26 protein-coding genes are annotated in these 24,513 nt (G+C 58.0%); 17 read left to right on the top strand and 9 right to left on the bottom strand.

Going from position 1 to position 24,513, the window contains the following annotated elements; all coding sequences use genetic code 11:
* The first annotated feature begins 20 nt into the window (after window positions 1-20).
* From aroQ to rnhA, 4 genes are all read left to right on the top strand, one after another.
* Window positions 21-467, top strand: a complete 447-nt coding sequence (aroQ, locus tag J4D97_RS02295; RefSeq protein ID WP_208306193.1) for a type II 3-dehydroquinate dehydratase — start codon at window positions 21-23, stop codon at window positions 465-467.
* A 230-nt stretch (window positions 468-697) separates the two neighbouring features.
* Window positions 698-1,762 (top strand): aminotransferase class V-fold PLP-dependent enzyme, encoded by a 1,065-nt coding sequence (locus J4D97_RS02290; RefSeq protein ID WP_208306192.1) that lies wholly within the window; start codon window positions 698-700, stop codon window positions 1,760-1,762.
* 91 nt (window positions 1,763-1,853) lie between these two features.
* Window positions 1,854-2,414: a MarC family protein gene (locus J4D97_RS02285; RefSeq protein ID WP_208306191.1), complete on the top strand. Its 561-nt coding sequence runs from the start codon at window positions 1,854-1,856 to the stop codon at window positions 2,412-2,414.
* 85 nt (window positions 2,415-2,499) lie between these two features.
* Window positions 2,500-2,964: a ribonuclease HI gene (gene rnhA / locus J4D97_RS02280; RefSeq protein WP_208306190.1), complete on the top strand. Its 465-nt coding sequence runs from the start codon at window positions 2,500-2,502 to the stop codon at window positions 2,962-2,964.
* Between the two features lie 185 nt (window positions 2,965-3,149).
* Here the strand turns inward: rnhA and J4D97_RS02275 are convergent, their stop codons facing one another.
* Window positions 3,150-4,589, bottom strand: a complete 1,440-nt coding sequence (locus J4D97_RS02275) for a DUF389 domain-containing protein (protein WP_208306189.1) — start codon at window positions 4,587-4,589, stop codon at window positions 3,150-3,152.
* 100 nt (window positions 4,590-4,689) lie between these two features.
* Here J4D97_RS02275 and J4D97_RS02270 point away from each other — a divergent pair, with 100 nt between their 5' ends.
* Window positions 4,690-5,412 carry a tRNA1(Val) (adenine(37)-N6)-methyltransferase gene (locus tag J4D97_RS02270; RefSeq protein WP_208306188.1) on the top strand — a complete coding sequence of 241 codons (723 nt, stop codon included), beginning with the start codon at window positions 4,690-4,692 and terminating at the stop codon, window positions 5,410-5,412.
* Between the two features lie 2 nt (window positions 5,413-5,414).
* On the opposite strand, the gene J4D97_RS02265 is transcribed toward J4D97_RS02270, so the two are convergent.
* The 3 genes from J4D97_RS02265 to J4D97_RS02255 form a co-directional block, all read right to left on the bottom strand.
* The gene (locus tag J4D97_RS02265) at window positions 5,415-6,107 is read right to left on the bottom strand and encodes an ABC transporter ATP-binding protein (protein ID WP_208306187.1); all 693 of its coding nucleotides are present in this window, start codon (window positions 6,105-6,107) and stop codon (window positions 5,415-5,417) included.
* Entirely contained in the window at window positions 6,100-7,044 is a 945-nt protein-coding gene (locus tag J4D97_RS02260) for a hypothetical protein (protein ID WP_208306186.1), read from the bottom strand. The genes J4D97_RS02265 and J4D97_RS02260 overlap by 8 nt, the downstream gene beginning before the upstream one ends.
* Window positions 7,045-7,254: 210 nt before the next feature.
* Window positions 7,255-8,625 (bottom strand): saccharopine dehydrogenase C-terminal domain-containing protein, encoded by a 1,371-nt coding sequence (locus tag J4D97_RS02255; RefSeq protein WP_208306185.1) that lies wholly within the window; start codon window positions 8,623-8,625, stop codon window positions 7,255-7,257.
* Between the two features lie 320 nt (window positions 8,626-8,945).
* Between J4D97_RS02255 and J4D97_RS02250 the strand changes: the two genes are divergently transcribed.
* Window positions 8,946-9,890: an alpha/beta fold hydrolase gene (locus J4D97_RS02250; RefSeq protein WP_208306184.1), complete on the top strand. Its 945-nt coding sequence runs from the start codon at window positions 8,946-8,948 to the stop codon at window positions 9,888-9,890.
* Between the two features lie 55 nt (window positions 9,891-9,945).
* On the opposite strand, the gene J4D97_RS02245 is transcribed toward J4D97_RS02250, so the two are convergent.
* Complete coding sequence (locus J4D97_RS02245; RefSeq protein WP_243900089.1) at window positions 9,946-10,749, bottom strand: NIPSNAP family protein; 804 nt, start codon at window positions 10,747-10,749, stop codon at window positions 9,946-9,948.
* Window positions 10,750-10,844: 95 nt separating this feature from the next.
* Between J4D97_RS02245 and J4D97_RS02240 the strand changes: the two genes are divergently transcribed.
* The 5 genes from J4D97_RS02240 (at window position 10,845) to J4D97_RS02220 (ending at window position 14,744) form a co-directional block, all read left to right on the top strand.
* Window positions 10,845-11,426 (top strand): DUF7010 family protein, encoded by a 582-nt coding sequence (locus J4D97_RS02240; protein WP_208306183.1) that lies wholly within the window; start codon window positions 10,845-10,847, stop codon window positions 11,424-11,426.
* A 4-nt stretch (window positions 11,427-11,430) separates the two neighbouring features.
* Window positions 11,431-12,579, top strand: coding sequence for a sensor histidine kinase (locus J4D97_RS02235; RefSeq protein ID WP_208306182.1), 1,149 nt, complete (start codon window positions 11,431-11,433; stop codon window positions 12,577-12,579).
* 14 nt (window positions 12,580-12,593) lie between these two features.
* A complete protein-coding gene (locus tag J4D97_RS02230) occupies window positions 12,594-13,331 on the top strand; it encodes a LytR/AlgR family response regulator transcription factor (RefSeq protein ID WP_208306181.1) in 738 nt (245 codons plus the stop codon).
* Between the two features lie 235 nt (window positions 13,332-13,566).
* The gene (gene cdd, locus J4D97_RS02225; RefSeq protein ID WP_185283424.1) at window positions 13,567-14,070 is read left to right on the top strand and encodes a cytidine deaminase; all 504 of its coding nucleotides are present in this window, start codon (window positions 13,567-13,569) and stop codon (window positions 14,068-14,070) included.
* A gap of 29 nt (window positions 14,071-14,099) precedes the next feature.
* Window positions 14,100-14,744, top strand: a complete 645-nt coding sequence (locus J4D97_RS02220; RefSeq protein ID WP_208306180.1) for an alpha/beta hydrolase — start codon at window positions 14,100-14,102, stop codon at window positions 14,742-14,744.
* 117 nt (window positions 14,745-14,861) lie between these two features.
* Here J4D97_RS02220 and J4D97_RS02215 read toward each other — a convergent pair whose 3' ends face one another.
* The 4 genes from J4D97_RS02215 to J4D97_RS02200 all read right to left on the bottom strand — a co-directional run bounded on the left by J4D97_RS02215 (window position 14,862) and on the right by J4D97_RS02200 (window position 19,592).
* Entirely contained in the window at window positions 14,862-15,608 is a 747-nt protein-coding gene (locus J4D97_RS02215; RefSeq protein ID WP_208306179.1) for an SDR family NAD(P)-dependent oxidoreductase, read from the bottom strand.
* An 82-nt stretch (window positions 15,609-15,690) separates the two neighbouring features.
* Entirely contained in the window at window positions 15,691-16,521 is an 831-nt protein-coding gene (locus J4D97_RS02210; protein WP_208306178.1) for a porin family protein, read from the bottom strand.
* The gene (gene ubiE / locus J4D97_RS02205; RefSeq protein ID WP_185283420.1) at window positions 16,470-17,198 is read right to left on the bottom strand and encodes a bifunctional demethylmenaquinone methyltransferase/2-methoxy-6-polyprenyl-1,4-benzoquinol methylase UbiE; all 729 of its coding nucleotides are present in this window, start codon (window positions 17,196-17,198) and stop codon (window positions 16,470-16,472) included. The genes J4D97_RS02210 and ubiE overlap by 52 nt, the downstream gene beginning before the upstream one ends.
* 159 nt (window positions 17,199-17,357) lie before the next feature.
* Window positions 17,358-19,592, bottom strand: a complete 2,235-nt coding sequence (locus J4D97_RS02200; RefSeq protein WP_185283419.1) for an OmpA family protein — start codon at window positions 19,590-19,592, stop codon at window positions 17,358-17,360.
* Window positions 19,593-20,093: 501 nt separating this feature from the next.
* On the opposite strand from J4D97_RS02200, the gene yihA reads away from it, so the two are divergent.
* The 6 genes from yihA (at window position 20,094) to J4D97_RS02170 (ending at window position 24,498) form a co-directional block, all read left to right on the top strand.
* Window positions 20,094-20,711 carry a ribosome biogenesis GTP-binding protein YihA/YsxC gene (gene yihA / locus J4D97_RS02195; protein WP_208306177.1) on the top strand — a complete coding sequence of 206 codons (618 nt, stop codon included), beginning with the start codon at window positions 20,094-20,096 and terminating at the stop codon, window positions 20,709-20,711.
* A 120-nt stretch (window positions 20,712-20,831) separates the two neighbouring features.
* Complete coding sequence (locus J4D97_RS02190) at window positions 20,832-21,242, top strand: energy transducer TonB (RefSeq protein WP_185283417.1); 411 nt, start codon at window positions 20,832-20,834, stop codon at window positions 21,240-21,242.
* An 82-nt stretch (window positions 21,243-21,324) separates the two neighbouring features.
* Complete coding sequence (locus tag J4D97_RS02185; protein WP_208306176.1) at window positions 21,325-21,879, top strand: DUF5606 family protein; 555 nt, start codon at window positions 21,325-21,327, stop codon at window positions 21,877-21,879.
* Window positions 21,880-21,979: 100 nt separating this feature from the next.
* Window positions 21,980-23,248: an aspartate kinase gene (locus J4D97_RS02180; protein ID WP_208306175.1), complete on the top strand. Its 1,269-nt coding sequence runs from the start codon at window positions 21,980-21,982 to the stop codon at window positions 23,246-23,248.
* 119 nt (window positions 23,249-23,367) lie between these two features.
* Window positions 23,368-23,799 carry a Fur family transcriptional regulator gene (locus J4D97_RS02175; protein WP_208306174.1) on the top strand — a complete coding sequence of 144 codons (432 nt, stop codon included), beginning with the start codon at window positions 23,368-23,370 and terminating at the stop codon, window positions 23,797-23,799.
* A 63-nt stretch (window positions 23,800-23,862) separates the two neighbouring features.
* Window positions 23,863-24,498 carry a peroxiredoxin gene (locus J4D97_RS02170; protein WP_185283413.1) on the top strand — a complete coding sequence of 212 codons (636 nt, stop codon included), beginning with the start codon at window positions 23,863-23,865 and terminating at the stop codon, window positions 24,496-24,498.
* Window positions 24,499-24,513 lie beyond the last annotated feature (15 nt).

The following is a 24,513-nucleotide window of genomic DNA, read 5'->3' as shown; positions in this document are numbered from 1 at the left end:
TTCGTTTTACGTGTTCTTTCATGCAAATTCTCATTCTCAACGGCCCCAACCTCAACCTGCTGGGCCAGCGCGAGCCGGGCATCTACGGCACCCGCTCGTTTGACGACTACCTGCCCGAGTTGCAAGAGGCCTTCCCTAACCTGACCATCGAGTATTTCCAGAGCAACCACGAGGGCGAGCTGATCGACAAGCTGCACGAAATCGGCTTCACCTACCACGGCGCGGTGCTGAACGCGGGCGGATACACGCACACCAGCGTGGCCCTCGCCGACGCCATTGCGGCCATTAATACGCCCGTGGTGGAAGTGCACCTGAGCAACCTGCACGCCCGCGAGGAATTCCGCCAGAAAAGCCTCATCGGCAAAAACTGCGTGGGCAGCATCGCCGGCTTCAAGCTCGACAGCTACAAGCTGGCTTTGCATTACTTTGATGGACTACGGCCTAAGCGGGTAGGGTTTCGGGTGTGAGTGGTGAAATGGTGAGTTTTCGTTCTGTCATCCTAAGTTGTCTGTCATCCTGAGCGGAGCGAAGGACCTTATGCCCGCAGAACGAGTCGTTGTTACACTTGTCGTTCTGCGGGCATAAGGTCCTTCGCTCCGCTCAGGATGACATGCGCTTTCTCAATTCACAAGCTCACAACTTCACCATTTCGCCTTTCCCTACCTTTGTTTTTCCTCACTTTTTGACTTTCCTTCCTATGTATACTTTCAATCCGGGGCCGGCCGCTGTGTATCCGGCAGTGCGGCAATATTTAACCGATGCGTATGACCAGGGCTGGCTGTCGGCCCAGCACCGGGGCGAGCGATTTACGACGTTGATGCGCCAGATTGTAGCCGACCTCAAGACCAAGCTCAACATCCCACAGGACTACACCATCTTCTTCATGAACTCGGCTACCGAGTGCTGGGAGGTACTGGCCCAGAGTCTCACGCCGCGCAAGAGCCTGCACCTGTACAGCGGTGCTTTCGGGGAGAAGTGGTACGAGTACGCCAAGGCCCTGCGCCCGGCCTGCGTGGGCTACCCCTTCGGCATCGACGAGTTGCCCGACGTGGCCGCCCTACCCCTCCCCGACGATGAGCTGGACTTGGTGTGCATCACCCAAAACGAAACCAGCAACGCCACCCAGCTGCGCGACGGCTTCATTCTCAACCTGTTCAACAAAATCGGCAACGCCCTGCTGGCCGTGGATGCTACCTCCTCGATGGCGGGCGTGCAGTTGAAGTTTATCAAGGGCGATATTTGGTACGCCTCGGTGCAGAAGTGCTTCGGGCTGCCGGCGGGCCTGAGTATCATGGTGTTGTCGCCGCGGGCGGTGGCGCGCTTTCGGCACATCAACGAGAGCAGCCATTACAACTCGCTCACGGCGCAGTACGAGAAGATGCTCAACTTCCAGACTACGCACACGCCCAACGTGCTCAACCTCTACCTGTTAAGCCGGGTGTTGCAGGATCGGGAGCCCATCAAAACCGTGCACCAGCACCTGCTGGACCGCGCCACCAAGCTCTACGATTACTTCGACCAGGCCACCCAGCTCAAGCCTATGGTCACGAACCCCGAAACGCGCTCGACTACCGTCATCGGCCTGCAAGGCCCGCCCGCCCTGATTGACGAGGTGAAGCGCAAGGCCCTGGAGCAGGGTATGCAACTCGGCAGCGGCTACGGCCAGTGGAAGCCTACTACCCTGCGCATCGCCAACTTCCCCGCCGTACCCGATGCGGCGTTTGAGCAGTTGGTGCAGTTTTTCGCCCGCGAATTTGCGTAACGGTGAACTAGTGAGATGGTGAAATAGTGAGTTGTTGTGTTGATAACCAGTATTTCATCCTCTCACCGCTTCATCATTCAGTAGTCTGCTGATGTTCAGTTTAAAAGAAATATTCTCCGTCACACTCACTCTGTTTGCCATCATCGACATTCTGGGCTCGGTGCCGATTATCCTGCAAATCAGGCAGCGCGAGGGGAAAATTCACTCAGAGAAGGCCACGCTGGTAGCGGGCGTGCTGATGGTGGCGTTTCTGTTTCTGGGGCAGAGCATTTTGTCGCTTTTTGGAGTTGACTACCAGTCGTTTGCTTTGGCCGGTGCCATTATCATCTTCCTCATTGGTATGGAGATGATTCTGGGAATTGAGCTGTTTCGGCACAACCCGGCGGCTTCGTCGGGTTCCATTGTGCCACTGGCGTTTCCGCTCATTGTGGGCGCCGGCACCATGACCACCCTGCTCTCCCTGCGGGCGGCCTATTCCCTACCCAACGTGCTGGTGGGCATTGTGCTGAACCTGGTGTTTGTGTACGCCGTGCTGAAAAGCTCGGCCTGGATTGAGCGCAAGCTTGGCAAGGCCGGCGAGGACATTCTGCGCCGCGTGTTCGGCGTGATTCTGCTGGCCATTGCCATCAAGCTGTTTAAGAGTAATTTTTAAAGGGGGTCTTAGGGTCTTGGTTGATGTTCAACGGATCATCTTTCATAACATCAATCCAAGCTCCCAAGACCCTACTAATCACCGCATGATTCACTTATATACCGATGGCTCGTCGCGGGGGAACCCGGGGCCGGGCGGCTACGGGGCCATTCTGCGCTTCGGGCCGCACGAGAAGGAGCTCACCCAGGGCTTCCGCTTGACCACCAACAACCGCATGGAACTGCTGGCCGTGATTATAGGCCTGGAGGCCGTCACGCGCCCAGAAATGCCCATCACCGTCGTCACCGACTCGAAATATGTGGTAGATGCCGTGGAGAAAAAGTGGGTGTTCGGCTGGGCCAACAAACCCGGTTTCGGCAAGAAGGCCAACGAGGACCTTTGGCGCCGCTTCATGAAAGTGTACCGCCAGCGCACCGTGCGCTTCCAGTGGGTGCGCGGCCACAACGGCCACCCCGAAAATGAGCGTTGCGACCAACTAGCCGTGTGGAGTGCTACACAGGGGAAGTTACTGGTGGATGAAGGGTATGAGTTGATAGAGCAGAAGCGGTGAGGTGGTGAGGGTGTGAGTGAAAAAAGCGTGTGTCATCCTGAGCGCAACGAAGGACCTTATGCCAGTTGAACGAGTCGTTATTACGTCATTCGTTCTAGCGTGATAAGGTCCTTCGCTGCGCTCAGGATGACACACGCTTTTTTCACTCACACCCTCACCACCTCACCATTTCACAAACTTACCTTTCACCGCCTTGCTGCGGGGGTAGGCGTATTCAACGTTTTCGGAACGGTAGGGGCTTGGGGTAGCGTGATGGGTACGGCGCGGGGTGCGGGCTGGCGCACAGGCCGGAGTGGGGTACGGCTGAGCACCAGCGTGTCCTGTTGCAGGCGGGCTTGCAGAAACTGGTAGAGGCGTTGGGTTTCGGCGGAGGTAGGCACGGTATCGGGGCGCTGCCAGGCTACGGCTACGGTGAGCAGGGTGTCGGCGCGGAGGGTATCGGGGGCAATATCGGTTTGAGGGCGGGCCACGCTCAGGCCGGCCACACGCGGAAAGGCGGCACGGACCTCGCGCAACACTTGCGCCGCCGAGGGCAGCGGATTGCTGGCCGGGCTGCTGGTGGTGCGGATGGTAGGCGCACGCGTCAGCTCCGCTTCTAACTGCATGTTTTGAAACAGATTGCGGGCGGCTTCTTCACTCAGCTGCGCTACTTCCTCCTTTGAAATATTCACCCGCGACACTTCCACTTGGTAGTTTTTGAGGTCGCGCTGGTGCAGCCGCTTTTCCATTTGGGCCACTTGGCGGGGCACCACATTCAGGCCCGAGAAGTACACCCGCACCAGGTTGGTTGAATCGGTGTGCGCGATATCCCAGCGCAACACTTCGTTGCCTTGCGCCCGCAATCCGTCTACCACCACCTCTTCCACAATGCGCCGGTCGCGCTCCTGGCGGTATACACTCACCAGAAAATAGACGCTGGGAGCCACAATTAAAGCCAGCAGCAGACCCATAATAATGTTGACGCGGCGCTGCTGTCCTTCCTCCACGTAGGTGCGTTGCGGAAAGCGCATTACCCTTACAATCATGTAAGTAGCCAAGCTGATGAAGGCGGCGTTGATACAGTATAAGTACAACGCCCCCAGAAAAACTGACCAGTTGAGATGCGCCAGGCCAAAGCCGGCCGTGCACAGCGGGGGCATAAGCGCCGTAGCAATGGCCACGCCCGGAATGGCGTTGGTCTTATCGCGCCGGGAGCTGGAAATGATGCCGGCCACGCCCCCAAACAAGGCAATGAGCACGTCGAGCAGGGTAGGGTGCGTGCGCGCGAGCAGTTCGGGTGTGGCTTGCCCCAGGGGCGTGAGGCTGAAATAGAGTACGCTGGCTACCAGGCTGATAGCAGTAGCCAACCCCAGTTGGCGCAGCGCGTGCCGAAACATAGCCGAGTCGTTGATACCCAAGCTCATGCCTACCCCCAGGATCGGACCCATCAGCGGCGAAATCAACATGGCCCCAATGATGACGGCGGCCGAGTTGGTATCCAAGCCGATGCTGGCCAGCAGCGCCGCGCACATCAGAATCCAAAGCACCGAACCTCGCAGTTCAATATTGGCTTCAATGTCCTCGACGGTACCGCCGATGGACGCGCCCGTGCGAAGGTTCAGCAAACGGAGTAAACGCAGCAGCATAGGGAAACTTTAGGTAGTAAGGACGAAGGTAAAGCCAGCATACGGAAAGCACGACAGGAAGGTAGCCTATCTTTGCCCGCGATTATGCCGTTTTAGTATCATGGCCAATTCCTACTTCCAGTTCAAGCAGTTTCGGGTAGAGCAGGCGCACTGTGCCATGAAGGTGTGCACCGATGCCTGCGTGCTGGGCGCCATGGCGGCGGTAGCCGGCGCCCGGCGCGTACTGGATATTGGCACCGGCACCGGCCTGCTGGCCCTGATGGCCGCCCAGCGCAACCCCACCGCCACCATTGAAGCAGTGGAATTAGATGCCGCCGCGGCCGCCCAGGCCGCCGACAACTTTGCTGCCTCGCCGTGGGCAGAGCGCCTACGCGCCTACCCCATTAGCCTAGCCCAATTTGCGGCCACCCACCCCGCCCCCTACGACCACATCCTGTGCAACCCGCCGTTTTTCCGTCAGTCGCTCCGCTCGCCCGACGCGCAACGCACCACGGCCCGCCACACTGCCAACGACACCCTGACGTTCACCGAAATCAGCCGGTTTGCCGCTGATTTTTTAACTGAACAGGGCAAACTCACGGTGCTATTACCGCCACCCGAGATGCTGCATTTTGAGCAGGACGCAGCGGCCGTGGGCCTCTACCCTACCGCTCGGCTGGCGCTGCACCACCGCCCCGGCAGCCGGGCGTTGCGCCACATTACCGCCTTTGGGCGGCAGCCACAACCTGTGAGTACGCAAACGCTACTGCTGCATGATGCAGATGAGGCGGTGTATTCGCAGGAGTTCCGGGCGCTGCTAGGCGGGTTTTATCTGCACTTGTAGCGCTACACTAGTTGCCGGAGTCGGGTAAGTTTGTCTTGGTAGAATTCGTCGAGCAAATCGGTACTTACCTGGTCGAACTCGGGGCGGGTGTAGTGGCGGCGCACGGTACCAGCGGCCAGAATAGTTAGCTCGTCACAGATTTCGGTGAGGGTGCCGAGTAGGTGTGATGTCAGGAGAATACCAGTGCCGCGTGCGCGCAGCCGCAGCAGTATTTCCTTCACTAGTAGGTTGGTACCCAGGTCGAGACCGTTGAAGGGCTCATCGAGAATGAGGTAGCGGAAGTCCTGCACCAGCACTGCCAGTAGGGCCAGCTTCTTTTTCATCCCAGCGGAATAGTCTTCGGCGTAGGCATCAAGCGGTAGTTCCAGCAACTCATTCCACTCCGCGAAATCCGGCACTTTACGGCCTCGCGCCTGTAAGCAAAAAGTGAGGTATTCGCGGCCAGTGAAGCGCGGATAGAAGTAGGGCTCGTAGGGTAGCAGGCCCGTATGCTGGCGCAGGCTGAGGCCGGTAGTCTCGCGCACCGTGCCGTGGTAATCGGCAATCAGCCCGTAGATGCAATTCAGCAGCGTGGTTTTGCCAGCCCCGTTCACCCCTACCAACCCGTGAATGGTACCAGGGCGCAGGTCGAGGCTGATGTGGTGCAGCACGGGCTGCGCGTCGTAGGCTTTGTATAGGTCGCGAATTTCAATCATAGCGAAAAGCAGCCAAGCGCCGTCGGCTTTTGGTGAGCAATACAGGAAACGCCGCCACAAATACTGCCCCGTACACGGTATTCAGCACAATCAGCAAGCCCAGCACCACTACGCCAGCTTGCACCGTACGACTCAGAAAAGTGTTGGGGTAGAAAGCGTATTTGGCAAGCAGCGCTCCGGTTAGCACCGCCAGGCTCCACAATAATAGTCCCAAGGCGCTTACCCAGGTAGCAAGCCCGGTTGCCATTACGGCGAGGAAAGGAGTTGCCGTGAGCAGGTAGTAAGCCCACAGCAGCCACACGCGTCGCCAGAGGAAGGCGCCTACCCCACGGGCGGCCGTTAGCACCATCGTGGATGGCTCGGCCGTGCCGTAGCAACTCAGCACCCACAACAGCCATAGTACCGCCGCTCCAGCCGCAACGAGGGGTAGCTGATGCTGCCACACGCTCACGCCGAACAGCCCCAGCCATACCAGCATGCCGCCGCTCTGCCGCCAGCCGCCTACCCACTCAAATGCCTCGGCCCGAAACAAGCTTTTCCCACCCCGCTTACGCGCCCGCACGGCCGGAACCGGCAGCCACGGTACAGCGGCAGCGGCCAGCACCGTTAGCAGCGCGACGCCTACCCTGCCATAGGCTAGCAGGGCAATGGCAGCCGGGCTCAACAGCAACGCGTACTCTACGGCCAGCCACTGCCGAAACATGGGGGCCGTTGTTTGTAAAAAGTCCAAGTCGTTTCGCCGCCAGTGCGCGCTGAGGCACAGCCACGCTCCCATTATCGGCACGGCCCACTGGCCTACTGGATGGTGCGCCGCTGTAAGCAACGCCTTGCTACTTACTGCCAACAGCATAGCCCCCAGTATGAGCAACCGCCACCACCCTAGCTCCAGCAAGTGACGCCCCAGTACGCGCAGGCGTAGACGAAAGTAAGACTGCATAGCCGCTACAACGGCGAACTAGCATCGCTCTATATAGTCAGACACCTATTTTTACGAGTTGCCTGCCGGTCCGACGCCGGAGGCGTCCGACCGGTTGCCGTAAGCTGGCTGCTGTGAACGAGCTTCGTGCGGATGTTACGGAGGCGGCACGATTGTCAGCAGGCGGCAAACGGTCGGACGCCTACAGCATCGGACCGGCAGACGTCCTCTTCATTCAGCCATCAGGCATCTTTCTTCTCCCTCCACAAATCGAATTCCGTATTCCGTGGCCAGTTCATCGAGAATAGGCTCATAGATTTCTGCTTTGGTAGGAATCATGATACCGTGCGAGGCAATTTGCCCAGCGGCTAGCCGGCGCACGGCCATGCCCAGCGGCATCCCTACCGTCTTGGCCATGGCGGTGTGCGTGGCGTCGTCGCCCAGCACGACCAACGAGGCGGTGTTCGCATACACCAATCCGGCTAGTTCATACTCAAATTGGTGCTGCATCACCACCATGTCGCGGTCGTGGGGGTGGAGCGCCCATTTGCGCAGCAGCAGGTGCTCCAGCAGCTGGGCTGGCGTGGCGTTGGCGAGGCCTACCGGCTCCAGCGAGAAGATGCCCAGCCACGTCAGCAACTGCATTTCGGGGCTGTTGGGTGCAAGTTGCAGGTAGTCCGTCACCCACCCCACCGGCGACCAGTGGGGAAGTGGTAGCCGCGGCAAACAGGCGGCCACCAGCTCACTCCACGGCAGGCTCGCGGCGTTGCCCAGGCGCACCGAGTCGTCGGTGAGGCCCAGCTGCACCAGCGCGTGCCAGGCGGCGCAGTAGCCGGGGCGGCGTAGGGTGCCGCGCAGCATCGTAGGGATGCCGTCGAGGCCGTAGAGGGGGCGGTAGCCGAGCGAGTCGCGGTTGGGGTAGCCCTCGAAGTCGCCGTAGCCGGGTACGCTGAGGGGCTCGGCGCGGGCAAATAGTTGGTGGTAGGGCACCAGCCGCGGGCGGCCATCTTCTAGGTACTGCGCCGTGCTTTGCCCGGCCAGCACCACGTTGCGCGGGTTCCAGGTGAACTTGTAGCGCCACGGATTATCACCTTCTGAATTAGGGGCCAGCAAGCCGCCACAGTACGATTTGAAACTGGTGAGCCGCCCGCCCCGCGCCCGAATGCTGTCAATCATCTGCATAGCCGACATATGATCCAGGCCGGGGTCGAGGCCGCACTCCATGAGCAGCGTGACGCCCGCAGCACGGGCCTCCGCATCCAATGCGCGCAGCTCGGGCGTGGCGTAGCTGGCGGTGGCCAGGTGCCGGCGGTGGCGTACGCACACCCGCGCCACCACCGGGTGCAGAAACGCGGGCAGCATCGAAATCACAACGTCGTGCGCTTGCACCAGCTCGTCGAGGCGGGCGGCATCGTCGGTGGAGAACAGCACGGCGCGGGCGTAGGCAGCGTGCGCGGCCAGTACGGGCGCCAGGGGAGCGGGGTCGAGGTCAGCAATGGTGAGCTGCCAATTTTCCGCAGGTGCGTGGCGCAGCAGGTAGGCAATGAGCGCAGAAGCCGAGCGGCCGGCACCGAGCAGCAATAGGCGGGTGGGTAGGGACATGTCGGAAGGGTCGGGTGTATTGTCAAAGCTAACAACTCCGGGAACATACGCCTGCCGGTCCGACGCCGCGGGTGTCCGACTGGTTGCCATTGCTGACTACTGCACCACATGCCTAGCCATCAGTAGGAAACCCAGACCGTAACCGGTCGTCGGACGCCTACGACGTCCGACCGGCAGGCGTATGTCCTGCCATTCGCCCTACCCCCAGCGCAGTTCAACCCGCTGTTGTACCGTTCGCTGAAAAACAATTTTTCCCGGCTGAAAGGCCCGCTAGGTTTGAGGTATCAATCGCACTACAAACGTCTTATACCCCTACCACGATGAACTTGACAGCCCTCCTCCGTCCCTTCTGCGCTGCCCTGCTTACCAGCGCCACACTTTTCACCACCGCACCCATAGCCAGCGCATCGGCCCCTACCCTTCTGGTAGCCGATAACCCAGCCGCTGCGCACCCCAACTTCACGGTGCGCGTGGTGGGCAAAGGCCAACCCATGCTCCTGATTCCGGGCCTAACCTGCCCCGGCGCGGTGTGGGACGAGACGGTGGCACACTACCAGAAACAGTACCAGTACCACATCATTTCCATCAACGGATTTGGTGGCACCGCCGCCCCGGCCAGCACCGAAAACCTGCTCCAAAACGTGCGCGACCAGCTCCTCACTTACGTCAAAACGCAGCACCTCCACAAGCCCGTAGTAGTAGGGCACAGCCTGGGCGGCTTTCTGGCCCTGTGGATGAGCACCACCCAACCCGACGCCGTGGGGCCGCTGGTGATTGTGGATTCCCTACCCTTCCTGTCGGCGGTGCAAAACCCTATGCTGACCGCCGAGGCCGCCAAGCCTATGGCCGAGGGCGTACGGCAGCAGGTAGGCCGCGGCCACATGGACGCCGCCACCGCCCGCCAGATGTCGGCTAGCCTCATGACCGACACCGCCCGCATCCGACTGGCCACGCGCTGGAGCGTAGCCTCTGACCCAGCTACCGTGAGTCAGGCCATGTACGATATGTATACCACCGATTTGCGCCTAGACGTGGCCCGCATTCAGCAGCCCGTATTGGTGCTGGGTGCCTGGGCCGCTTACAAGGCCTACGGCTCTACCAAGGAGAGCACCCGCGCTATTTTCGAACAGCAGTACGCCAAGCTACCTCAGCACCGGATTGAGATGTCGGAAGCCGGCAAGCACTTTCTGATGTGGGACGATACGCAGTGGTTCTTAGCGCAGTCGGACGCTTTTTTGAAGCAGTACGCAGTCGCCAAAAAATAGAAGACCGTCATGCCTGATCAGGCATGACGGTCTCCCCTGGCCCCACTGCTACTCTCTAGAAATCAGAATACGCCATTGGATGCAGGAATTGCATATCGATGTGCGATACGTTGTCCTGGTATTCGGGCCGGGCCGAGAGCTTTTTCCAATCCGCTGATTCTCCAAACTGCTTCCAGTGCGCGTCGCGGGCGGCTTTATTCTCGAAGGTGGTCATATACATCAGGTTGGGCATGTGGCTGCCCGCCAGAACCCGGCCGTAGAATACCGCATTGAAGCCCAGGCGCTTGAATAGCCCTACTTCGTCACCCTGCACAAACATCTGCACCTTGTTGAGGTGCTGGGCTTGGGTAGCGCTTTCGTAGCTTCGCAGCTCGTAGATGCGCTCGGGGCGTGGCCCAGTCAGGGGCGGCGTCTGGAGCTTGAGTTGATCAGAAAACGACTCTAGCAAAATATTTTCCAGGCGGGTGTAGGGTGCTTGATCGTGGGCGGCCTGCCAGTATTGTTGTCCAGCGGCGCCATACACCTTCGGTTGCTCCAACTGCGTTGTTACGCGTTGCCACTGTTGCAGCGACTGGTAGGGCACCAGCACCAGCAGGCGTCGGTCGGCAGCCGTATCGTTGCCAACTGGCTCGAACACGCCCACTTTCGGGATACCCAGCTTGTGCAGCGCCGGCAGGTAGGCGTCTTTCAAAAAGGCCTCTACCCGCTGTTGCTGTTGTTGATCGCGCAGATGATAGACTTGTATTTGGTAGTACTCACGGCCGGCGGCGCGGGTGGTCGTTGCACTCAGCAGCATACCGGCCAGGAGCAGCAATTGGCAAATTGTGGTGCGGAAACGTGGAGGGGATTTGGGTGTCATCGGTACAGTTCGGAATAGATTAACTGCTTAAACATACCGCAAATTCGGCAACCGTCGGCTTGCTTTCTCCTAATTCTACACAAACCCTTCTTGCCATGATAGCCCCTAGCTCATCCTTAGATCAGCAACGTGCGCAGTTTACCGCCCAGCGCCTGCTGGCTATGCCGTTGGCAGGCACTGTGGCTTGGGCGATAGTAGGCGTGGCTGGCCTCACGCTGTCGCCGGTGCAGATGGTGTGGGCGCTGTACCTGAGCACCGGCAGCATTGTGTATCTGGGCCTGTTTTTCTCCCGGTTCACCGGCGAAAACTTCCTGGACCGCACCAAACCCAAAAATGCGTTTGACACCTTGTTTTTCAGCACGGTAGCGATGTCGTTGCTGGTGTACGCCATTGCCATTCCCTTTTTTCAGGCCGATTATACCTCCCTACCCCTCACCATCGGTATCCTCTCGGGACTGATGTGGCTGCCGCTGTCCTGGATTATCCAGCACTGGGTAGGAATTTTTCACGCCGTGGCGCGCACGGTGCTGGTGCTGGCCACCTGGTACGCTTTTCCGGCCCATCGATTCATTGCTATTCCATTTCTCATCGTGGGGCTGTATGTTGTGACGATCCTCATCCTGGAATACCGCTGGCGGGCCGTTCGGCGAAAAAACGCGGTGGCTTTATCAGCTTAATTGTATGTCTTCCTTATCCGTCGATAGCCCTACCCCTGCGCCTACTCCTACCCATCGTCGTTGGTATTGGAGCCTGCAAGTAGCGGGCTGGCTGCTCTACGCCTGTCTTGGCCTGATACTAATTCGGTTGTTTGCGGCGCGCGTGGTCATTGGCTGGCATCTTCTTGCCATTCAATTAGCTATGGCTGTGGTGCTTCTTCTTGTCAGCCACTGCGTGCGCGCTTGGATGAAACGGCAGCATTGGAAGCAGTTGCCTTTTGGGGCGTTGCTATGGCGGCTGCTTGTAGCCAATGGGGTAGCCGCCGTGCTCGGCCAGATAGTGCTGGGAGTTATTATTGCCTTTCTGATCCGGCCGCCTGCCAGCATGGGTGGGTTGGCCGGTGGCGCTCAATTTGTGGGCTATATTCTTAACACTTACTTCGTGCTTTGGCTCTGGACGGCCTGCTATTTCGGCTGGCACTACCTCAGTCGCTACAAGCAGGCCGAGGTAGATAAATGGAAGTTACAGGCGGCCGTGCGAGAGGCGGAAATGAGCACCCTGAAAGCCCAGATCAACCCGCATTTTCTATTCAATGGCCTTAATAATATTCGGGCCTTGGTGATGGAAGACCCCGCCCGCGCCCGCGCCATGATGACGCACCTCTCCGACCTGCTGCGCTACTCCATTCAGCTCAATGGCACCGAGCAGGTGCCGCTGGCCCGCGAGCTGGAAATTGTGGAGCATTATCTTCAGCTGGAAGCTATGCAACTAGAGGAACGCCTGACGTATACGCTCGATATCGACCCTGTTACCCTAGCCGTACCCATACCCCCCATGACCTTGCAGCTGCTGGTGGAGAATGCCATTAAGCACGGCATCGCGCCCCGGCCCGAAGGCGGCGTCATCACTATTTCGGCCCAATTGGCGGCCGATGGCGCGCAGCTGCACGTGGTAGTGCGCAACACCGGCAGCTACCAGCTGCCTGCGCCGGGCCATACGGGTATCGGGCTGCGCAATGCCCGCGAGCGGCTCGCACTGCTATTCGGACCCGCCGCTACCCTCACGCTCACCAACGACCCAAACGCGCCCAATCAGGTACTGGCGCACGTGCAGCTACCCGTAGCTGCCGCCCTGCCCTCCCACTCCACGCCCGCTACGGTAGCCAGTGTATAGCTATTTTTTACGCTATGAATATTCTATTAGTTGATGATTCGCGCCTGGCACGCCAGGAACTGCGCCACCTGTTGCAAGCCTACCCCGAGGTGACGGTAGTAGGCGAAGCCCGCCACGCCGCCGAAGCCCGCCAACTCCTACCCACGCTCCGCCCCGATGTGCTGCTACTCGACATTCACATGCCCGGCGAAACCGGCTTCGATCTGCTGGCCTCGCTGGACACGGCCCCACATGTCATCTTCACCACCGCCTACGATGAATACGCCCTCCGTGCCTTCGAGGTGAATGCGCTGGACTACCTGCTGAAGCCCGTGCAGGAACACCGCCTCGCCGCAGCCTTGGCCAAAGCCCGCACCGTCCTAATGCCTCCCGACGATAACCCGCCTCCCCCCACACCCGAGCTGGCCCCTACCCTCCTCACCGAGCACGACCAGGTGTTTGTGAAGGACGGTGAGCGGTGCTGGTTTGTGCGCTTGGCTGATATCCGCCTGTTTGAAATCAATGGCAGCTATACCCAAATCTACTTCGACCAGCAGCACCCCCTCATCCCGCGCACCTTGCAGCACCTGGAGCAGCGCCTCGACCCGCGGGTATTTTTCCGGGCCAACCGGCAGCAGATCATCAACCTGAAGTGGATTGCCGGCATTGAACCCTGGTTCAGCAACACGCTCAAAATTCAGTTGCGCGAGGGGCCAGAGGTGGAAGTTTCGCGCCAGCAGTCGGCCCGCTTTCGGGAGTTGATGAGTCTGTAGAGGGATTGTTTTCAACCAGAACGTCATGCTGAGCGGAGTCGGAGCATCTCGCGTGCTGATGTGAGGTAGTAATTCTAAAAGTTGAAATTCCCAAGAGCACGCGAGATGCTCCGACTCCGCTCAGCATGACCATCTAACGAGCCCAAACCGATTTATCAGCAGATAATTGTATTTTCGCCGCCCCTCTTCACAAACGGGGCCGCTATTCGGCGCCGTCACTTCTATTGCCCTGCCGATGGCTCACCCCCTGCACCTCACCATCACCGTCGACGTACTGGCGTCGGAAGCGGAACTGACGCCCGCCGAAGCCACTGTGTGGCAGGCTGCCCGCGCCGCTACCAACCATGCGTACGCTCCCTACTCGCATTTTCACGTGGGCGCGGCGCTGCTGCTGGAAGATGGAAGTGTGTTTCGGGGAAACAACCAGGAGAATGCGGCCTACCCTTCTGGCCTCTGCGCCGAGCGGACGGCTCTGTTTGGCTGGGCAGCCAGCCAGCCAGCCCAGCGCATAGTGGGCATGGCCGTGGCCGCCCGTCCCGCCAATGGTGAGTTCACGCTGGCCTGGCCCTGCGGCGCCTGCCGCCAGGTGATGACGGAGTACGAGCACCGCCAGCAACACCCCATTCCGCTGCTGCTACCCGGCCCCGATGGTACCATCTACCGCTACCGCAGCGTGGGCGACCTGCTACCCTTCAGCTTCTCGGCTGAGAATCTGCCTACCCCCCAACCTATCGTATAACGCTGCTGGTGGCTGCTCAGGAACATCATATGCACGTTCAGCGCACGGCGCGCTACTATCAACTAGGCACTCCTGGACCTACCACGCGCCGCGTGTGGGTGGTGTGCCACGGCTACGGACAGCTGGCCGCCTACTTCATTCGGCACTTCGCTTTCCTCACCGAGGACGACCCAAACACGGTAGTCTTGGCGCCCGAAGGACTTTCACGCTTCTACTTACAGGGCACCAATGGTCGCGTAGGGTCTACCTGGATGACGCGCGAAGACCGCCTCACCGAAATTGAGGATTACGTAGCCTACCTCAACCAGCTCTCAGATACCATTCTAGCCCAATGCGCGCCCGACGCGCAAGTGCTGGTGCTGGGCTTTTCCCAAGGCGCCGCTACTGTAAGCCGATGGCTGGCTCACGCCCCGTTCCGGGCGGCGCGGCTGGTGCTCTGGGCCGGCGCCTTCCCACCCGATATGGACTTGTCTGTGGCCGCCCGCCTGCTTCGGCAGGTGCCCGTCACGCTGGTATGCGGTACGCAGGACGAATACGTAACCGATGAAGCCGTAGCGCAGCAGCAAGAGGCGCTGCATGGACTAGGCGTAGAGCCGGAAATCATTTGGTTCGAGGGACGGCATCAGCTGGATAGAGTGGTACTGCAGCAGCTCCGTGAAGCTTTGGAACACTAGAAAATGTCTGTCATCCTGCGCTTGCGAAGGACCTTCTCACGCGTGAACGGCCAGCGTACCAACGACTCGTTCACGCGTGAGAAGGTCCTTCGCAAGCGCAGGATGACAGATAGCGCCCTACCCCTTCTGAATAGCAGTAGCCGCGCCCTGCGCGGTGGGTAGCAGCAGCACTTCCGCCACGTTGACGTGCGGCGGGCGCGTGACCATAAACCGGATAACATCGGCCACATCCTCAGCGCGGAGCGGCTCAAACCCCTGGTACACCTTGTCGGCACGTTCCTGGTCGCCCTTGAAGCGCACCTGCGAAAATTCTGTTTCCACGGCGCCAGGGTTTACCTCTGCTACCCGAATACCGTGGGGTAGCAAATCCAGCCGCATGCCTTTGGTGAGCGAATCTACGGCGGCTTTGGAGGCGCAGTACACATTGCCGTTGGCGTAAGCCTCTTTGCCGGCAATAGAGCCCACATTCACGATGTGGCCCTGCTGGCGGCGCGTCATGGTGGGGAGCACGGCGCGGGTCACGTAAAGCAAACCTTTCACGTTGCCGTCCAGCATGGCATCCCAATCCTCCGGGTCGCCTTCCTGAATGGGCGCCAGGCCGTGGGCATTGCCAGCATTATTGATTAGCACGTCAATCTCCTGAAACTCGGTGGGTAGGCTGCCAATGGCTGCCTCCGTAGCAGCCCGGTCGCGCACATCAAAGGTGAGTAAATGGGTAGGAGCAGGCGCCAGTTGCTGCGCCAGTTCTTCCAGCTTCTCGCGCCGACGCCCCGTAAGTACCAGCCGGAAACCGGCTTCGGCCAGCGCCACCGCCGTAGCTCGGCCAATCCCCGACGAAGCGCCTGTGATTAAAGCAGTTTTCATACAATGAAAGGGTAGATGGCTGAAAAACGAAAGGGTGAATGAGTAATCCAGCGACTACTCATTCACCCTTTCGTTCTTCACCTTATTCAAAATTCAGATACAGCGTCACGGTGTGGCTCCTCATCCGTTGCAAACTATTGTTATACACATCCGTCTGGCCTTCTTTCTGCTGAATGTTGCGCAGGCCGTGCGAGAAGCGCAGTTCCGGGGCAAACTTGAACAGCGGATAAAACAGGTCAAGCCCTACCCCGTACTCGATGGCAAGGTCGGTTTTGTTGACGCGTAGCAGGTTGTTTTCCGGGTCTTTGATGCGGTTGCCCACGTTCACACTCGGCTTGATCCCACCCACCATATACACGCGGGTGTTGCGCCGCCGCTGCGAGTGAAATTTCAGTAGAATCGGAAAATCCACTTGGGTGGTTTCCACCTCCTGGTTCTGGATTTCTCTGGGCATATCTGGCACGTTTAGGTCGGGTGTGTAGCCGTAGGGCTTAAACTCCACCCGGCGCGTCATGAAGCTCACGCCCGGCGCAAAGCGCAGGCTCAAAAACTCCAACAAGCGCGCGTCGCCCACAAAACCCACCGAGAAGCCGGGGCTGTTGATGGTATTCGCCGTTACGCCCAGGCCGCTGTCTCGCCGGTCAATGTAGGTTTGCGTATGCTCGATGCGGTAGCCGGAGAAATTCGGTGCGATGTAAAAGCCGGGGTGAAACCACCGGTCATCGTAGCCCGGCAAGTTGTTGCTGGTCACCGATTTCACTTGGCCACGCCGGCCGCGGCTGGCTGTAGTAAGGCTTTTTTTCTGGGCGTAGGCGCCAAAAGGAACCACGGCAGCCAAAGCGGCCACCACGGCCACTCGACCTATTTGTGCGCAGTATAAATGGAGCTGATGCCGAAAGTAAGAGGCTGCCATGCGGGGGTAATAAATCCAACCTGTGAAAGAATTGCCAGAAAATCAGGACCATCGGGAAACGCCTGCACCGACTCGGGCAAGTAAGTATAAGCCGCTTGGTCCTTGGAAATCAGCTTGCCAAACACAGGTAGAATGTGCTGAAAATAGAAATTGTACGCCTGCTTCATAGGGAAAGCAGTGGGCTTGGAAAATTCCAGAATCACAAGCTTTCCGCCGGGCCGCAGTACCCGCCGCATCTCCGTTAAGCCCTGCTTGAGGTTCTCAAAGTTGCGCACGCCAAAAGACGCTGTGACGGCATCGAAGTGGTCGTCGGGGAATGGCAGGTTTTCAGAGTCGCCTAGTTCGAGCTTAATCCGGTTGGTGAGACCTTTAGCCTGTAGCTTGCGCCGCCCTACCTCCAGCATTCCCTCCGAGATGTCCACGCCCGTTACCTGCGCGTCGGGGGTGGCGGCACGTAGCGTTTCGATGGCAAAATCGGCGGTGCCGGTGGCAATATCCAGAATCCGGGCCGGTCGCAGTTGCTTCAGTTCACCCACTGCTTTGCGCCGCCAGTAGATATCGGTGCCGACACTCAGGAAATGGTTCAGAAAGTCATACTTGCCGGCGATGCTGTTAAACATGGTAGCTACCTGCGATTTTTTGCCGGCAGCGTCGTCTTTGTAGGGAACAACGGACATATAGTGCAGAAACGAAGTAAGGGGCGCTGAATTGCTCAAACATAACGCCCCGGCGCGGATAAAGTTGGGATAAGGTCTCGCAACTTCCGCAGTAGGTGCCTGTAAACTAAACGGGCCGGGCATGATGCCCGGCCCGCGTTGTTGGCAGACAATGACTTATTAATTGTCAGTCTTCACTTTGGTTTTCTCGCCGGTAGCGGTCTTTGCTTTCGCGTCGATGGTACCGTTCTGCGTAACCGTCTTCGACTTGGAGCCTTCCGGACCTTTGGTTTTAATTTTCACCTTGTCCGAATCCTCGTCTACTTTCACCTTCACTTTGGTGCCATCGTCGAGCTTCACCGTGTTCTTGCCGGGCTCCAGCGTGGCGCTGGTTCCGCCAGGAGCGGCATTCATGGGCCGGGTCATGCGGGGCTGCGAGCTAGGGCTCATCATGGCACCTCCGCCCGAGTTAGTGCTCGTGCCGCCGCCATTCATCTGCGGCATAGTTTCACCCTCACCCAAAATCACGCGGAACTCGGTGCGGCGGTTTAGCTGCATGTTCTCCGGCGAATCGTTTGGAGCTGCCGGACGACGCTCACCGTAGCTCACCGTTACCATGCGGGTTTCAGCTACGCCTTGCTTCTTCAGGTAGTTGTAAGCAGCATTGGCGCGGTTCTGACCCAGTACCATGTTGTACTCGTCGGTATTACGCGAGTCACAGTTACCTTCCACCGAGATATTGATGCCAGGGTTGGCCTTCAGAATGCGGGCGATGTTGTCCAATTCCGTAATCGACTCCGGCCGCAGGTTGTACTTGTCGGTATCGAAGTAGATGTTATTGAGCGCGACTTGCGAAGTGGTATCTACGTAGGGCACATAGAAGTTCTTCACAATAGTGGTAGAGTCGTTGGTAGAGATAGGCACCTCAAACTCCTGCGTCTCGATGTTCTTACCGTCTTTCGACACGGCTACCTGGTAGGTACGACCCGACAGCAGGCTTACCTGATAGTCGCCGTTGCCGGGCTTGGTTACATCGCGGTAGCTCAGGGCCGTGTTATCGGCTTGTTTGCCGCTGAACACCAGTTCCACACCCGGAATCACAGAAGCGCTGTCGCGTGCCGAGAACACCTGGCCGCGAATCGTCACGTTCTTGATGTAGTTGATGGTGTAGATGTCCTTCTCACCGTAGCCACCGATGCGGTAGCTGGAGAGGTAGGCGTAGCTGCCATCGGGGCTGAGGCGGTAGTAGGTGTCATCGTCGGGCGTGTTGATGGGGTAGCCCATGTTCTCGGCCCGACCCCACTTGCGACCTACCTCATCCCACTCCGACTTGAAAATGTCGTAGCCACCCATGGTGTTGTGGCCGCGCGAGGCGAAATACAGCGTTTTGCCGTCGCGACTCAGGTAGGGGCTATCGTCGTCGTAAGGTGTATTAATAGCGCTACCAATCGACTTGGCTGGTCCCCAATCACCACCTTGCTGGCGAGTAGAGTAGTAAATGTCCAGCGTGCCGTCTTCCGAGTACTTCGAGGTAGAGAAGTAAATCGTCTGGCCATCGGGCGTGATATAGGCGTCCGACTCGTACGACTTGGAGTTGATATTGCTGTTCAGCTTCTTCGCCTCCGTCCAGTCGCTACCTACCTTCTCCGAGTAGAAGATGTCGCCATCTTCGTCGTTGCGGTACATCAGCAGCTTGGTGTCGTTGTCGAATACCTGAATAGAAGCGTCGTGACCCTTGCCGTTGAGCACGGTGCTCAGCGAGCGAGGCTTCTCCCACTCCTCATCGTTGATGCGCTTGGCCTCGTAAATGTTTTCGTAGTACTGGCCGTCGGCGGCTAGTTTCTTGTCTTTTACTTTGCTCTTGTTATTCTCCGTCACCACTGGCGTCTCGTTCATATTGTCCGAGCGCGAGGTGAAGAGCAGCACCTGGTCGTCCTGCGAGATAACCGGGCTGTGCTCCGACCACTGGGTGTTGATGGTCGGCCCCAGGTTTTTCACGAAGATATCCTTGGGCGTATTGAACTGCACCTTAGCGTTTTTGCTGTGCTGAATCAGCTGGGCCAGTTCTTTTTTGCGGGTATCCTTGGCTTTCAGGGTGGTGTTGTAGGCCTGAAAGTGGGCAATAGCTTCGTCGAAGTTGTAGTTGAGGTGATCTACGCGGCCCAACCAATACTCCACATCACGCGACACACGTGGTTTCAACTTCTGTGCCTTATAGATATAGTCGCTTGCTTTTTCCTTATCAAACGACATATAGGCAATACCAGCCCGGAACAGTGCTTGTGCGTTGTTAGGGTCCTGCGCCAACACCTGCTCATAGTAAGGAATAGAAGCCCGATAGTTCTCCTGCTCGAAAAACTTATTAGCGGTCTTCAGCTGCTTGCGGGTACCTTGGGCCAGCGCAGGCTGGGCCATAGCAGTAGCAAGGGCAAAAGCACAAGAGGCCTTTAATAAGCTTTTGACTACGTTGTCCATTGGGGGAGATGTTTGAAAAATAAAGCGGTGCGGTAGCTCGTTGGTAGAGCAGCTTCGCCCTGCAAACTTAGTTTTTATTAGGCTGCCTCTTATACTTAAAACCTGCTACAGGGTTAAGGGCAAGCAAATAATTTAGTAGCGCTGGTACGACGAAGTGGAACTAATTGTTAGTAACAGTCTGTTGTAGAGCTTCCCCAACAAGCACGTTTGCGGGCAAAGATAGAAATTTTATAATACGCCCTTACTCTTATCCTATCCATTCGAAAATATTGAGGTGACGCTCATTGCTCGGAGATTTGGCCATCCAAAAAGTATACCTAGTATTTCAATTTTTTACACGAATATAGGATTATAACGCTATTTAAAAGGAAATAGCAAAGTTTTTTCCTGTCGCTTCATACTGGCGTCTCATTGTACCTTTGCGGTTTCGCCTAGCTGCCTATGCAAATTCACGATGCTGCCTTCCTGGCTAGCAATACTCGCCTCGACGCTTGCCCACCGCCTACCCTGCCGGAATATGCCTTCATTGGGCGCTCCAATGTGGGCAAATCTTCCCTCATCAATATGCTAACCGGGCAGAAGGCGTTGGCTAAAACGTCCTCCACTCCTGGTAAAACACAGCTGATCAACCATTTCCTGATCAACAAAAACTGGTACTTGGTCGATTTGCCAGGCTATGGCTACGCCAAAGTGAGCAAAGTAGCGCGGGCGCAGTGGGGAAAGATGATCAACTTCTACCTGCGCAACCGCGAGAACCTGACGTGCCTATTTGTGCTGCTCGACTCGCGCCTACCCCCGCAGGCTGTGGACCTAGAGTTTATGGAAATGCTAGGCACGCAGGGCGTTCCCTTCGTGATGGTGTTTACCAAGGCCGATAAGCAGTCGGCCACGCGCACACGCCAGCTGATTGATGCGTATCTGGAAAAGATGAGCGCGATTTGGGATGAGCTGCCACGCCACTTTATTACCTCCGCCGAGTCGAAGGAAGGCCGGGAGGAGATACTAGGTTTTATTGGTGAAATCAATCAGCAGCTGGCCGAAACACCAGAGAACCCATAATCTGGCTTCTTTCTTGACGTTAGGGGTAGGCAGCGCGGCCGTATGTTTTCTTGACCCCTGTCTTCTCATTCACTGAAACGATTAATAACTCGTTTACTTTCGAACGATTACTTAATTCCCATGAAAAAATTCGCTTTTCTTCTGAGTTGTGGTTTGCTGGCTGGTGCAACTTCCGTGGTTGCCCAAACCAAGCCTGCAGCCCCGGCACCAACCGCTACCCAAGCGGCTCCGGCCGGCGGCGTTGCCAAAGCCATTCCAGTGGCCGAGTATTACGAGGGTGGTCAGGAAGCCATGTATGCCTTTATTGAGAAGGAGCTGAAATACCCGGTGCTGGCCAAGCGCAACCGCATTCAGGGCACCTGTATTGTGAGCTTCACGCTGAACACCGACGGCACTACCAGCGGCTTTAAGCTGGTGAAAGGAGTAGGCGGTGGCTGCGGCGATGAAGCCATGCGCGTAGCTAAACTGCTGCAATTCAAGAAGCCCGATTACGCGGTGCTCACCAGCCTGCCCATCGTGTTTAAGCTCTAATTGAATCTTCGGGCGGCCATCCGGCACCAACTCGTTCGGAATGCTACCTTTGCCGCCTTCTACACCAACCGACTTTACCCTTATGCCCTACGACCTGAAGGAAATTGCCGCCATTAGCGGAATGCCCGGTCTGTACCGTCTTGTAAGCCCCACCCGCACCGGCGTTATTATTGAAGCCCTCGATGGCCGCGGCACGCGCTCCATCGCCTCGGCCCGCAACAAAGTGTCACTGCTCCAGGAAATTTCCATCTACACCCAGGACTATGACCAGACTGTAGCTCTGACTGAGGTGTTCGACCGGATTCACCAGCAGTTTGGCGCCGAGCTGGAGCTGACCAGCAAATCGGATGACCGCGACCTGACGGCTTTCATGGGCCAGGTAATTCCGGATTACGACCGCGACCGGGTGTATATGTCTGATATCAAGAAACTGGTGACTTGGTACGGCATTGTGAGCAAAAACCTGGAATACCAGGCTCCGGCTACCGATGAGGACGACGCTACCCCCGCAGCCGACGAGCCCCTCAGCACGGGCGGCGAGATTTCAGCGGATGCTACGGCAACGGACGACGCGGCGGCTGCCAACCCAGAGGCTGCCACGGAAGCACCCAAAAAGAGTAAGAAAAAAGCCGAATAGTCGGCTTCGATTACACGCGAAAGCCCGCTCAGGTAATTCCTGAGCGGGCTTTTGTACTTGTTATCTGCGAATTCAATTCCGGAGCCGCTACTTTTGAGCCATGCAGCCACTACCCACTCTAAAGGTTTTTAAGTTTGGGGGTGCCTCCGTGAAGGACGCCCCTGCCATCCGCAATCTGGCCGCCATTGTGCGGATGTATGAAGGCCAGGGCCCGCTGCTGATTGTGGTATCGGCAATGGGCAAAACCACCAACGCGCTGGAAGATGTCTTTCAGCGGGCCTACACAGGAAAGCCGTACGTGGAAGCTTTGCAGGCGGTGGAAGACTACCACCTGCAAACCGCCCGGGAGCTAGCAGAGCCTATCCGGCAGGATGCTCAACCTACTCTACAAGGACTATTTGCCCAGCTTCGGCAGCAGTTGAGCGAACTCACGCCCGCGCAATACGACCAGCAATACGACCAAATTGTGAGCTTTGGGGAGCTACTGGCTACGCGGCTGGTAGCCCACACGCTGGCGGCGCAGTGGCTGGATTGCCGCCCTCTGCTCCGCACCGATAGCACTTGGCGCGAGGCGCGCGTGGATTGGGCCACCACCGAGCAGCACCTACAGGCTACTCTACCCCCACTGCTGGCCCAAGGCCCCGTGGTGACGCAGGGCTTTTTGGGCGGCACCGCCGACGGCCGCACCACCACGCTCGGCCGTGAGGGCTCCGACTACACCGCCGCCATTCTGGCGTACTGCATGGGCGCTGAATCCGTTACTATCTGGAAAGACGTGGCGGGCCTACTCAACGCCGACCCCAAGTTTTTTGCCGACACGGTGCGCTACCCCGAAATCAGCTACCAGGAAACCATCGAAATGGCCTACTACGGTGCGTCTGTGATTCACCCCAAAACCATTAAGCCGCTGGCGGTGCGCGGAATACCGTTGCTGGTGAAGTCGTTTTTGCACCCCACGGCTGAAGGAACGCGCGTGCATGACTGTCAGCACGGGCTGCTGGCGCCGGCCTACATCCGTAAGGCCGGCCAGTGCCTGATTTCCTTTGAGTCGAAAGACCTCACGTTTATTTCGGAGGAAAACCTGGAGGTAATTTTTGGGGCGTTGGCACAGGTGCGGCTCAAGATTCACGTGATGCAGAACTCGGCCATTAGCTTCTCGGTGTGCACCGATTTTTCGGCTTATCGGTTGGAGCAATTGCTGAGCTTGCTGCGCGACCAGTTCACTGTGCATTATAACACGGAGCTAGTGCTTTACACCATTAAAAACTACACTACTGATAGCCTGGAACGCCTTACGGCGGGCCGTACGCTGCTGCTGGAGCAGCGCACCCGGCAAACCTTCCAGATGGTGTGCCGCGAGGAGGTATAAGTGAGATGGTAGTGCCAGGCTAGCCGAAACATTGTGGCGGCTCCTGCGCTTTTCACCTTATCTTTGCGGTTCATTCCTCCTGACCAGTGCCGGTTTCTGCTGCTTCTACAACTCCTTCCTTGCCTACCCCTGCGCACGTGCGCGGCCTGCTGGCTCGTGCTGGATTGCGCGCTACCCAACAACGCGTTCTGATTCTGGGCGGATTGCTGGCCCTGCGCGACCACCCCACCGCCGAGCAGGTACACCGCCAGGTTGCGGCCGAAGCCCCTACCCTGTCGCTGGGTACGGTGTATAAGGCGCTGGATAGTTTTGTGGTGGCGGGGTTGGTGAAGCGAGTGGCTGTGGCCGACGGCGCGGCCCGTCGCTACGATGCTGATTGTTCGCCTCACCACCACTTGTTTTGCACCGCTACCCAGGAAATTCTGGACTACCGCGACCCGCAGCTGGACGCTCTGATTCAAGAGTTTCTGGCGGCGCGGGGGTTTGAAAACTTCCAGCCGCATTCGTTCTCGCTGCACATCACCGGCGAGAAAATCATCCGCTCTGCCTGACCCATCCCGCCCAACGATTCCCTTGCTTTTTCATTCCCTTTTACCCCCAATTTCCTAATAACCATGGCAGTTCTCGTTGGCAAGCGTGCTCCTTCTTTCAAGGCTACGGCCGTTATCGACGGCGAATTCGAGGAAGAGTATTCCCTCGACCGTTATCTGGGCAAGAAGCACGTATTGTTCTACTTCTACCCTTCCGACTTCACTTTTGTGTGCCCCACCGAAATCCTGGCCTTTCAGGAGCGGCTGGCTGATTTCGAGAAGAAAGGCGTAGCCGTGGTAGGCTGCTCCACCGACTCGCACTTCTCGCACTTTGCTTGGCTGAATACTCCGCACGACCGGGGTGGCATTGAGGGTGTAACCTACCCGCTGGTAGCCGACGCTACCAAAACCATTGCCGCCAACTACGACGTGCTGGGCGGTCATTACGATTACAATGAGTCTGGCGAAATGATTTTCGTAGGCTCACCGGTTGCATACCGCGGCTTGTTTCTGATTGACAAAGATGGCATTGTGCGTCACCAGCTCGTGAACGATGGCCCGCTGGGTCGTTCCATCGACGAGGCAATGCGCATGGTAGACGCCCTGCAACACTTCGAGAAGTTTGGCGAGGTATGCCCCGCCGACTGGGAAGAAGGCAAGCAAGGCATGCAGGCCACGCAGGAAGGTGTTTCGAATTACCTGGGCCAGCAGGGCCGCTAATTCACCCCTTATTAG

The sequence above is a fragment of the Hymenobacter defluvii genome (assembly GCF_017589435.1).
Taxonomy (GTDB): domain Bacteria; phylum Bacteroidota; class Bacteroidia; order Cytophagales; family Hymenobacteraceae; genus Hymenobacter; species Hymenobacter profundi.
The sequence above is the reverse complement of the archived record's forward strand: the minus strand, read 5'-3'. Positions and strand labels throughout refer to the sequence as shown.

What these genes read in the sequence shown, in the direction of transcription:
- J4D97_RS02230 (WP_208306181.1), top strand. Translation starts at nt 12,594, where the DNA reads ATGAATATTCTATTAGTTGATGATTCGCGCCTGGCACGCCAGGAACTG.
- J4D97_RS02260 (WP_208306186.1), bottom strand. Translation starts at nt 7,044, where the DNA reads ATGCAGTCTTACTTTCGTCTACGCCTGCGCGTACTGGGGCGTCACTTG.
- ubiE (WP_185283420.1), bottom strand. Translation starts at nt 17,198, where the DNA reads ATGTCCGTTGTTCCCTACAAAGACGACGCTGCCGGCAAAAAATCGCAG.
- J4D97_RS02255 (WP_208306185.1), bottom strand. Translation starts at nt 8,625, where the DNA reads ATGTCCCTACCCACCCGCCTATTGCTGCTCGGTGCCGGCCGCTCGGCT.
- cdd (WP_185283424.1), top strand. Translation starts at nt 13,567, where the DNA reads ATGGCTCACCCCCTGCACCTCACCATCACCGTCGACGTACTGGCGTCG.
- aroQ (WP_208306193.1), top strand. Translation starts at nt 21, where the DNA reads ATGCAAATTCTCATTCTCAACGGCCCCAACCTCAACCTGCTGGGCCAG.
- J4D97_RS02240 (WP_208306183.1), top strand. Translation starts at nt 10,845, where the DNA reads ATGATAGCCCCTAGCTCATCCTTAGATCAGCAACGTGCGCAGTTTACC.
- rnhA (WP_208306190.1), top strand. Translation starts at nt 2,500, where the DNA reads ATGATTCACTTATATACCGATGGCTCGTCGCGGGGGAACCCGGGGCCG.
- J4D97_RS02220 (WP_208306180.1), top strand. Translation starts at nt 14,100, where the DNA reads ATGCACGTTCAGCGCACGGCGCGCTACTATCAACTAGGCACTCCTGGA.
- J4D97_RS02250 (WP_208306184.1), top strand. Translation starts at nt 8,946, where the DNA reads ATGAACTTGACAGCCCTCCTCCGTCCCTTCTGCGCTGCCCTGCTTACC.
- J4D97_RS02265 (WP_208306187.1), bottom strand. Translation starts at nt 6,107, where the DNA reads ATGATTGAAATTCGCGACCTATACAAAGCCTACGACGCGCAGCCCGTG.
- J4D97_RS02210 (WP_208306178.1), bottom strand. Translation starts at nt 16,521, where the DNA reads ATGGCAGCCTCTTACTTTCGGCATCAGCTCCATTTATACTGCGCACAA.
- yihA (WP_208306177.1), top strand. Translation starts at nt 20,094, where the DNA reads ATGCAAATTCACGATGCTGCCTTCCTGGCTAGCAATACTCGCCTCGAC.
- J4D97_RS02290 (WP_208306192.1), top strand. Translation starts at nt 698, where the DNA reads ATGTATACTTTCAATCCGGGGCCGGCCGCTGTGTATCCGGCAGTGCGG.
- J4D97_RS02200 (WP_185283419.1), bottom strand. Translation starts at nt 19,592, where the DNA reads ATGGCCCAGCCTGCGCTGGCCCAAGGTACCCGCAAGCAGCTGAAGACC.
- J4D97_RS02270 (WP_208306188.1), top strand. Translation starts at nt 4,690, where the DNA reads ATGGCCAATTCCTACTTCCAGTTCAAGCAGTTTCGGGTAGAGCAGGCG.
- J4D97_RS02245 (WP_243900089.1), bottom strand. Translation starts at nt 10,749, where the DNA reads ATGACACCCAAATCCCCTCCACGTTTCCGCACCACAATTTGCCAATTG.
- J4D97_RS02180 (WP_208306175.1), top strand. Translation starts at nt 21,980, where the DNA reads ATGCAGCCACTACCCACTCTAAAGGTTTTTAAGTTTGGGGGTGCCTCC.
- J4D97_RS02215 (WP_208306179.1), bottom strand. Translation starts at nt 15,608, where the DNA reads ATGAAAACTGCTTTAATCACAGGCGCTTCGTCGGGGATTGGCCGAGCT.
- J4D97_RS02190 (WP_185283417.1), top strand. Translation starts at nt 20,832, where the DNA reads ATGAAAAAATTCGCTTTTCTTCTGAGTTGTGGTTTGCTGGCTGGTGCA.
- J4D97_RS02275 (WP_208306189.1), bottom strand. Translation starts at nt 4,589, where the DNA reads ATGCTGCTGCGTTTACTCCGTTTGCTGAACCTTCGCACGGGCGCGTCC.
- J4D97_RS02185 (WP_208306176.1), top strand. Translation starts at nt 21,325, where the DNA reads ATGCCCTACGACCTGAAGGAAATTGCCGCCATTAGCGGAATGCCCGGT.
- J4D97_RS02235 (WP_208306182.1), top strand. Translation starts at nt 11,431, where the DNA reads ATGTCTTCCTTATCCGTCGATAGCCCTACCCCTGCGCCTACTCCTACC.
- J4D97_RS02170 (WP_185283413.1), top strand. Translation starts at nt 23,863, where the DNA reads ATGGCAGTTCTCGTTGGCAAGCGTGCTCCTTCTTTCAAGGCTACGGCC.
- J4D97_RS02285 (WP_208306191.1), top strand. Translation starts at nt 1,854, where the DNA reads ATGTTCAGTTTAAAAGAAATATTCTCCGTCACACTCACTCTGTTTGCC.